Annotated in this window: 9 protein-coding genes; 6 read left to right on the top strand and 3 right to left on the bottom strand. The window is 72.6% G+C overall.

Translation table 11 applies throughout. The annotated features are described in order from the left end of the window. Window positions 1-101 precede the first annotated feature (101 nt). Both NS184_RS12825 and NS184_RS12820 read right to left on the bottom strand, forming a co-directional pair. Window positions 102-824 (bottom strand): esterase/lipase family protein, encoded by a 723-nt coding sequence (locus NS184_RS12825; protein ID WP_242863049.1) that lies wholly within the window; start codon window positions 822-824, stop codon window positions 102-104. Continuing rightward, a complete protein-coding gene (locus NS184_RS12820) occupies window positions 821-1,594 on the bottom strand; it encodes an alpha/beta fold hydrolase (RefSeq protein ID WP_193750473.1) in 774 nt (257 codons plus the stop codon). The genes NS184_RS12825 and NS184_RS12820 overlap by 4 nt, the downstream gene beginning before the upstream one ends. A gap of 84 nt (window positions 1,595-1,678) precedes the next feature. Here NS184_RS12820 and NS184_RS12815 point away from each other — a divergent pair, with 84 nt between their 5' ends. The 3 genes from NS184_RS12815 to NS184_RS12805 all read left to right on the top strand — a co-directional run bounded on the left by NS184_RS12815 (window position 1,679) and on the right by NS184_RS12805 (window position 4,192). Beyond that, on the top strand, window positions 1,679-2,209 hold the full coding sequence (locus NS184_RS12815) for a hypothetical protein (RefSeq protein ID WP_058726500.1): 531 nt from the start codon (window positions 1,679-1,681) through the stop codon (window positions 2,207-2,209). Between the two features lie 24 nt (window positions 2,210-2,233). Next, the gene (locus NS184_RS12810) at window positions 2,234-2,782 is read left to right on the top strand and encodes a dihydrofolate reductase family protein (protein WP_058726499.1); all 549 of its coding nucleotides are present in this window, start codon (window positions 2,234-2,236) and stop codon (window positions 2,780-2,782) included. Between the two features lie 111 nt (window positions 2,783-2,893). After that, window positions 2,894-4,192, top strand: coding sequence for an NAD(P)/FAD-dependent oxidoreductase (locus tag NS184_RS12805; protein ID WP_058726498.1), 1,299 nt, complete (start codon window positions 2,894-2,896; stop codon window positions 4,190-4,192). 300 nt (window positions 4,193-4,492) lie between these two features. Here the strand turns inward: NS184_RS12805 and NS184_RS12800 are convergent, their stop codons facing one another. Then, on the bottom strand, window positions 4,493-5,398 hold the full coding sequence (locus NS184_RS12800; protein ID WP_058726497.1) for an SDR family oxidoreductase: 906 nt from the start codon (window positions 5,396-5,398) through the stop codon (window positions 4,493-4,495). A gap of 95 nt (window positions 5,399-5,493) precedes the next feature. On the opposite strand from NS184_RS12800, the gene NS184_RS12795 reads away from it, so the two are divergent. From NS184_RS12795 to NS184_RS12785, 3 genes are all read left to right on the top strand, one after another. Continuing rightward, window positions 5,494-6,066, top strand: coding sequence for a TetR/AcrR family transcriptional regulator (locus tag NS184_RS12795; protein WP_058726496.1), 573 nt, complete (start codon window positions 5,494-5,496; stop codon window positions 6,064-6,066). Window positions 6,067-6,157: 91 nt separating this feature from the next. Continuing rightward, the gene (locus tag NS184_RS12790) at window positions 6,158-7,408 is read left to right on the top strand and encodes an acyltransferase family protein (protein ID WP_058726495.1); all 1,251 of its coding nucleotides are present in this window, start codon (window positions 6,158-6,160) and stop codon (window positions 7,406-7,408) included. Window positions 7,409-7,622: 214 nt separating this feature from the next. Beyond that, window positions 7,623-8,807, top strand: coding sequence for an FAD-dependent oxidoreductase (locus tag NS184_RS12785; protein WP_058726494.1), 1,185 nt, complete (start codon window positions 7,623-7,625; stop codon window positions 8,805-8,807). Window positions 8,808-8,882 lie beyond the last annotated feature (75 nt).

The raw sequence follows: 8,882 nt of genomic DNA, 5'->3' as shown, positions 1-8,882 counted from the left end.
GCTGGGCGGACAGTTCCGCGGTCGCCCCTGCGCGAAGGTGTCCGCGGAGCCGAGACTCGGCCGGGGCGTGCGCGCACGGGTCGAGTCCGCCGGTCCGCTACTCAACCGGTCGCGGCGAGCACGGCTTCCCGGGTGCGGGAGTCGCCGAGGATCCGGAAGTGCCCGCCGACCGGCAGCCGCACGTTCGTCGCCCCGGCGAGTTCCGACCCCTCCGGGATGAGCGTGTCGAACACGCCGTAGACCGAGGTGATCCGGGCGTTGACCGCGAGCTCTCGCCCCATCGCCGCGAGCACCGGGTCTGCAGCCCGGAACACCCGGAGGTGCGCGACGGGGGCCAGTCGGGCGAGCGAGGATCCGCCGAACGGGGTGGACACCGCCACCATGCGGTCGATCCGGCGGTCGGGGTCGAGCGACGCCATCGCGTACTTGCCGATGAGGCCGCCCTTGCTGTGCGCGACGAGCAGCACCTCGCGCAGGTCGTGTTCCTCGAGGTACGCGACGACCTCCTCCGCCGACGCGGGCACCGGGCGGACGTTGTGCCGGAGGACGGGCAGCACGTGCACGGGGTGTCCACGGTCGTGCAGCGCGTCCATCAGGGGTCGCATGAAGTGCCACGTCTCGTAGACGCCCGGGATGACCACGACGGGCGGCCGGTCGCCGTCGAGGTAGTCGTCCGCCGTGGTCGGTCCGAGGCTCCGCACCTGCCAGCGGACGGCGTAGACCCAGTCACGGACGGCCCACGCTGCGCGCGTGGACAGCCCGACGGGAGGCACGGATCGCCCGGCCTGGTCGGTCTGCGTCGTCGAGGCGGTCGGGTCGGTCATCCGAGGCGCTCCAGGGTCTCGACGCGACGGAACTCCGCGACGAGGTCGGCGAACGCGACCGGACGGTGCTCCTGCACGTGGTGGGCGCCGGGGAGCTCGACGAACGCGCCTCGGCGGGCGTGGGCGGCGACCCGGGCGGCCCACGTGTGGCGGGCGATCGGGTCGCGGTCGCCGCGGACGACGAGCACCGGGACGTCGAGGCCAGCGACCCGCTCGAGCGTCGGGTACCGGAGCATCGGACCGAGCTCCCGGACGTACTGCCGGACGCTGCGGAGGTAGTCGGTGAACACGACCGCGTTCATCCGCGGCCCTTCGGCGAACGAGTCCCGACCGAGGTCGACGGCCTGGTGCAGCAGCGTCCGCCGGCGGTCGTCCACCACCGGCCCGACCAGGACCACCGACGACACCGTGTCCGGGTGGAGACGTGCTGCCTCGACGGCGATCTGCGACCCCATCGACTGCCCCACCACGACGAGTTCACCGGCGCCACGGGTCTGCACGGCGCGGACCGCGAGGTCGGCGAGTTCCTCGACGTCGAGCCGCCGACCGGCCGCCGGCAGGCCACCGAAGCCCGGGAGGTCGACAGCGACGGTCCGGTGCGTCCGGGCCAGCGCCCGCTGGGAGCGGGCGAAGGAGCGGTGGGACATGCCGATGCCGTGCACGAGCAGCACCGTCGGGACCAGGGCGTCGTGGAGGCGGCCGGCCGGAGCCAGCGTCCGGAGCCGCACGGGCAGCCCGCCGACCGGCACCGTCTCGACCTTCGCGCGCACGTGCACGACGCTACGCCCGGGTCCACAGTGCAGCGTCAGCGTCGTCATCACCCGCTGATAGGCAGACGGTGTGCACTCGTCCTCATGAACGACACCTCCCCGACGACACCGCCCCGGCAGTACACGCCCGCTCCGGACGGGTGGGGCGCTGCGCCTGCAGCCACACCGAGCGGGTGGGACGCGGCCCCGACCGCCGGTCAGACGGCGACGGACACCCGCACACCCGGCACGGATCCGTACGCCGCGGAGTGGAACACCGCGCAGCAGACCCCGACCCCCTGGTACGGCCAGGCCGGTGTCCGGCGACCTGCGAAGCCCCGCCCACCGTGGTTCTGGCCCGTCATCGCGGCAGCGGTCGGGCTGGCTGCGCTCCTCGTCGGTGGCGGTGTCGGCTTCGCGATCGGGCACGCGATCAGCGGGCAGTCGCAGAGCACGTCGCAGTTCCCGGGCGGCGGAACGAACGGCTTCCCCGGCTACGGCGGCGGCACGAACCAGATGCCCGGCGGCACCCAGGGCGGCTCCGGCACCCAGGGCGGCACCGGCACCCAGGACGGCACCGGCACCCAGGACGGCACCGGCACCCAGGACGGCACCGGCACCGGTTCTGGTAGCTGACCCGCCCGCCGCTATCCTCCGAGCATGCGGAAGGTCACCTCGGGGCTCTTCACCTCGGTCGACGGCGTGGTCGACGAGCCCTACAAGTTCCAGCACGACAGCTTCGACGACGAGCTCGGCGCGGGCATGACGGCGTTCATGTCCCGCACCGACACGGTCCTGCTCGGTCGGAACAGCTACCTCGAGTGGGCGGAGTGGTGGCCCGCGCACGCCGACGACCCGTTCGGCCGGTGGATCAACCCGATGCCGAAGTTCGTCGCGTCGACCACGCTCGGTGACGACCTCGCGTGGGAGAACAGCACGCGCATCACGGGTGACCTCGACGCCTTCGTCCGCGACCTCAAGCAGGAGGACGGCGGCGACATCGCGGTCACCGGCAGCATCTCGGTCGTCCGGCACCTGCTCTTCGCCGGGCTGCTCGACGAACTCCAGCTGATGATCCACCCGGCGATCGCCGGACCCGGCCGGCGGCTCTTCGAGCCGACCGACCCGCCCACGCGCCTGACGCTCGTCGACAGCACCGTGACGAGCAAGGGGAACGTGCTGAACACGTACACGCGGCGGGACGCGTGACGGAGCCGGGGTGGGCCTCCCGGCCGGGTCGGCTGTGACGGTCATCGCACGGGTCTGAGCGCGCGTACCCTCGGAGGCGACCATCCGCCGTCCGAGGAAACCAGGGAGCTCATGCCGCAGGACACCCGCCCACACGTCGTCATCGTCGGTGGAGGCTTCGCCGGCATCGCGGCCATGCGGGAGCTCGCGGACGCCGACGTCCGGGTGACGCTCGTCGATCGCCACGTCTACAACATGTTCCAGCCCCTCATGTACCAGGTGGCGACCGGCGGACTGAACGCCGGTGACGTGACGTACTTCCTCCGCAGCCTCCGGGCGAAGCAGTCGAACGCGGAGTTCCGGCACGGGCTCCTCACGGGCATCCGACCCGACGAGCGCATCGCCGAGATGAGCGACGGGGAGCACCTGCGCTACGACTGGCTCGTGCTCGCGAACGGCGTGAACACGAGCTACTTCGGTACGCCCGGCGCGTACGAGTACGCCTACTCGATGTACTCCCGGTCCCAGGCGCTCCGCATCCGCGACGAGCTGTTCACCCGGCTCGAGGAGGCCGCCGCCAACCAGGGGCCCGATGAGATCAAGATCGTCATCGTCGGCGGTGGTGCGACCGGCGTGGAGATGGCCGGTGCCCTCGCCGAGCTCCGCGACCAGGCGCTCGTCGGCGCCTACCCCGAGATCGAGCGCGGCAACATCTCGATCACCCTCGTGCACCGCAGCGGCGAGCTCCTCAAGCCGTTCGCACCGCGACTGCGTCGGTACGCGGCGAAGATCCTCCGGAAGCGCGGGGTCGTGCTGCGGCTCGACACGGGCGTCGCCGAGGTCCGTCCGGACGGCGTCGTCACCGCCGACGGCGAGTTCATCCCCGCCTCGCAGGTCATCTGGGCCACCGGTGTCGCGGCGCACAAGGAGGTCTCGGGCTGGGGCATGCCGCAGACCCACGGCGGTCGGATCCAGGTGGACGACGACCTCCGCGTGAAGGGCGTCGAGCGGATCTTCTCCGCGGGCGACATCGCCGCGCAGGACCACGCCCTCGCCCAGTTGGCGCAGCCCGCGCTGCAGGGCGGCAAGCACGTCGCGAAGCAGATCAAGCGCCTGCTCCAGGGCAAGCCGACCGAGCACTTCACGTACTTCGACAAGGGCACGATGGCGACGATCGGCACGAACGCCGCGGTCGCCCAGCTCCGCGGCGGGATCACGATGGTCGGCCCCGTGGCGTGGGCGGCGTGGGTCGCGGTGCACATCGCCTCGCTGCTCGGCAACGGCAACCGGCTGTCGACGCTGTCGCACTTCTTCGTGCGGTACCTGTGGTTCATGCGGAAGCGGGCGATCCCGATCGTCGGCGACGTCCGGCCCGTGCGACCGAACGGCGACCGCGAGCCCGAGCCCTGGCAGATGCAGAAGGCCGAGTAGGCGGGCGCTCGTCCCTCGGGTGCCGCGGGTGGACGGTGATCGGCTGCCGCTGCCGAACGACGCCGTCGCTGTCGTACGACAGCGGCGGCGTCGTTGGTTCCCCGGCGCGACCACCCGCGCGCGCAACGAGCGACCGCGCCGTCGTCGTACGACGACGGCACGGTCGTTCGACAGCGACGCGCGCGCAACGGACGATCCGCTCGGCCGGCAAGACCACGTGACCCGGCACCGGACGGGAGGCACGGTGCGGGCGGGCACCGCGCCTCCCGTCCGGCAGGTGGATCGCCGGGCGCGGGCGCGCTACGCGACCCGGACCGGGAAGTACGCGCCGCCCGCGATGTCCTCGAGCAACCCGACGCCCGTCGGCTCCCACCCCAGCAGCTCCCGCGTCGCCTCCGAGGTCGCCGACATCTCCATCGCGAAGAAGCGGCCGATGAACCCGAAGTGCTCCTCGGCGTCGGCGGGGTCGATCGACGTCACCGGGAGGCCGAGCCCGGCCCCGATCGCCTCGGCGATGGCGCGCGTGGGGATCGCCGCCTCCGCCACGGCGTGCAGCCGTGTCCCGGCCGGCGCCTGCTCGAGTCCGAGCCGGACGAGTCGTGCGGCGTCGGTGACGTGCACGGCGGCCCAGCGGTTCGCACCGTCCCCGACGTAGCCGGACACACCTGTCCGCTGAGCTGCGGCGACGATCGCGGCGATGAACCCGTGGTCGCCGGTGCCGTGCGTGGTCGGGCTGAACCGGGCGGCGACGGCGCGGACGCCCTGGCCGACGAAGTCGAAGCCGCGGTTCTCGCTGCCGCCGCGCATGGTGTCCGGACCGACGAAGGGACTGGCGTCGGACTCGTTCGACGGACGCCCCTCGGTGAGCCCGGCGACACCGGAGGCGACGATGAGCGGGCGATCGGTGCCGACGAGCGCGGAGCCGAGGGTCTCGACGGCGGCGCGCTCGGTGGCGTTCGTGGCGGCCGGGTCCGCCCAGTCGTGCTTGTTGGCGAGGTGCAGGACACCCTCTGCCCCGTCGGCACCACGGTGCAGGGCGTCGAGGTCGTCGAGGTCCCCGCGGAGCACCGAGGCGCCCTTCCCCTCGAGTGCAGCGGCGGAGGCGTCTGATCGGGCCAGTCCGGTCACGGTGTGTCCAGCGGCGAGCAGCTCGTCGACGGTGTGGGAGCCGATCCAACCGGAGGCCCCGGTGACGAACACGTGCATGTGCGTTTCCCTTCACGGTGTCCGTGGCGCTGATGTCACGAACTGACATCACGGTAGCACTCCATGTCAGTCGCTGTCATCAGTAGACTGCGGACATGGCCCGTTGGCAACCCGGTACGCGAGAGCGACTGCAGGCGACGGCGATGCAGCTGTTCGCCGAGCACGGGTACGACGCGACCACCGTCGCCGAGATCGCCGGTGCAGCCGAAGTCACCGAGCGGACCTTCTTCCGGCACTTCACCGACAAGCGCGAGGTGCTGTTCGCCGGGCAGGACGACTTCCTCGCGATGTTCGCCGACCCGATCGAGCAGGCACCGGACGGCACCGAGCCGTTCGAGCTGGTCCGGCTCGCCATCACGGCCGCCGGGTCGTTCTTCGACCACGAGAAGCGGCCGTTCTCCCGTGCCCGCCAGACGATCATCGAGGCGAACCCGGCCCTGCAGGAGCGGGAACTCGGCAAGCTCGCAAACCTGAAGATCCACCTGGGCGCACTCCTGCGCGACCACGGCATGGGCGAACCGGCAGCGACGATCGCCGCGGAGACGGCCGTGACGGTCTTCCACCTGACGTTCCAGCAGTGGATCGCGCCGGGCGAGGAACGGTCCTTCGAGGACCTCGCCGCCGAGCGGCTCGATGCCCTGACGGAGCTCGTGCACCCCGTTCGTTGAGACTCCTCTTACCTCGGGCGAGCATCCTGTAACGATCAGGTCACGGTCCGATCGTCGGTCCGGGCAGCAGAACGATCTCGCAGGAGGCGACGTGGCGACCACCACGATCTCGCCGGAGCGGACCCGCAGCACCTCCGCACCGGCCACCACCGACGGCAGCACGAGCGTCGGCAGTGGGACGCGCGCCGACGGTACCGCGCGCAGGGGCGGCAGCACGACTCCCCCGCCACCGCTGACGACCCGTGCGCCGGCGCTCGACGGCCTGCGCACGGTCGCGATCCTCGCCGTGATCCTCTACCACCTGCACGTCGCGCACTTCGACGGCGGCTTCATCGGCGTCACGGTGTTCTTCGTGCTCTCCGGGTTCCTCATCACGACGCTGCTGCTCGGCGAGCACCGGAAGACCGGCCGCATCCGCCTCGGTTCGTTCTGGGGCAAGCGCGTGCTGCGGCTCTACCCGGCCCTCATCGCGTTCGTCCTCGTGGGACTCGCGCTCTGGAACTGGGTCGGCGACTACAAGGGCGCGACGTTCTCCGCGGGCGAGGCAGCGTTCATCGCCCTGAGCTACACCGGCAACCTCTTCCGCTCGTTCTGGGACACCACGCAGGGGGTGTTCGCCCACACGTGGAGCCTGTCGATGGAGGAGCAGTTCTACCTCGTCTGGCCGCCCGCGCTCGTGCTGCTGTTCGCGATCCGGTCCCGTCGCCGTTGGCTGACGGCCGGACTCGGTGTGGTGATCGTCGGCGCTTCGATCGCGTCGTTCCTCAGCTACGAGAAGCCGAACGGTGGCGCGACCCCCGACGTGTACTTCTCCCCGGTGCTCGGCGTCGTGCCGCTCGCGACGGGCTGCCTGCTCGCACTGCTGCTCGACGACGAACGCGTCCGTCGCGTCGCCGCGGGCATCGCCGGACACCTCGCCACCTGGGTCGGCCTGGCCGCCCTCGTCGGCGTCCTGTTCTGGATCGACGGGGACTGGACCCAGCACGCCTCGACGTTCGGCGTGGTCATGCCCCTCGCCGGCGTGGTGTCGGCCGTGCTCATCGGCGGGCTCGTCTCCGTCCGCACCCCGGTGTCGGCGGCACTCGCCTGGACGCCCGTGTCGTGGTTCGGCCGTCGGGTCTCGTACTCCGCGTACCTCTGGCACCCGCTCGTGATCGCGCTGCTCAGCACCTTCGCGATCGGCGCGTGGGGCAAGGTGTGGCTGGTCGGTGCGGCGCTCCTCGTGGCCGTCGGTGCGGCCTACGCGGTCGAGGTGCCGGTCGAGAAGGCCCGCAAGCGCGTCCGCGAGGCCAAGCGTCTCGTCGCCGCTGATCGCGCAGCTCGCGAGCACGCCACCGCGTAGCTCCGGCAGGAGGCCGCCGGACGCCACCCAGCGACGGACGGGAGGCGCGTGGCGGTGCCGCCACGAGCCTCCCGTCCGCGTGGTCGTCACGTCCCGACCGCTCGACGGAACGCGCGTTGCGACGTCCCGTGCGTCGATCGACGGGTGCGGCGTCGGAACGCGCGCGTTCCGTGAACCCGGCAACCGTCGAACCCTCCACCCGTAGGCTCCGAGCGTGACCACGGAGCGCGTCGACGTCCTCGTCGTCGGCGGCGGGCCCGTCGGCTGTCTCGCCGCCGCGCTCCTGGCCGATCGCGGCATCGAGGTCGCGGTGTGGGAGCGACGCGGCGACGCCCCGGTCGGCTCCCGGGCCATCGGCATCCACCCGCCGTCGCTCGACGCGCTCGCCGTGATCGGTCTCGACCGCGCGGTCCTGGCGGAGGCCGCGCTCGTCCGCACCGGTGTCGCCCGGAGCGGCGGACGGGACCTCGGTTCGCTGTCCTTCGCGGGCGCTTCGGCCAGGCACCCGTACATCGCGACGCTCGACCAGCACCGGACCGAGACGCTCCTCCGCGAGCGGCTGCCGCCGAGCACGCTGCGGACCGGCACGACGCTGACCGGCCTGCACCAGGAGGCGACGCGGGTGCTCGCCGAGGGGGTGGGTCCGGACGGCGTGGCACGGTCGGTCGACGCCGCGTTCGTGCTCGGCGCCGACGGCGGCCGGAGCACGGTCCGGGACCTGCTGGGCATCTCCACCCGTGGGCGGGACTACCGGCACCGCTACGTGATGGGCGACTTCGCCGACCCCGAGGATCCGTCGGCGCGGTCGACCGCGCTCGTCGACGTCGGGTCGGCCGGGGTCGTCGAGTCGTTCCCGCTACCGGGCGGCCGACGACGGTACGTGGCCCTCGTCGGCACGACCGGCAAGGGCTGCGACCGGTCCGGCTCCGTCCGCACGACGGCTGCGGGTCTCGCCGACGTCGTCACCGAGCGCACCGGGGCCACCCCGGACCCGGCGACCTGCACGATGACGAGCGACTTCGGTGTCCGCCGACGGGAGGCCACCCGGACCGGAGTCGGCCGGGTCGTGCTCGTGGGCGACGCGGCGCACGAGATCAGCCCGATCGGCGGCCAGGGCATGAACCTCGGCTGGCTCGACGCCGCAGAGCTCGTGCCGATCCTGGCGACTGCGCTCCGGGCCGGCCCGGGTGCGACGGTGCCGACCGCCGCGCGCACGGCGTGGGCGCGGCGCCGACGAGCCGCTGCCCGGCGTGCGGCGAGGCAGGCAGAGGTCAACATGGCGCTCGGGCTCCCCGCAACGGTCGTCGGGTCCGGCAGCCGCGACGTGCTGCTCCGCACGGCGCTGGCGCTCCCCACCGCGTCGTCCCTCGCGCGCCTCTACGCGATGCGGTGGGCCTGAGCGGAGCACCCGGACGAGCGGCGGGTCGGCTTCGGCGTCCGGACGGGCGGCGGGTCGGCTTCGGCGTCCGGACGG

This window comes from Curtobacterium luteum, assembly GCF_001475545.1.
GTDB lineage: Bacteria > Actinomycetota > Actinomycetes > Actinomycetales > Microbacteriaceae > Curtobacterium > Curtobacterium luteum_A.
This window is presented reverse-complemented; position numbering and strand designations above follow the sequence as displayed.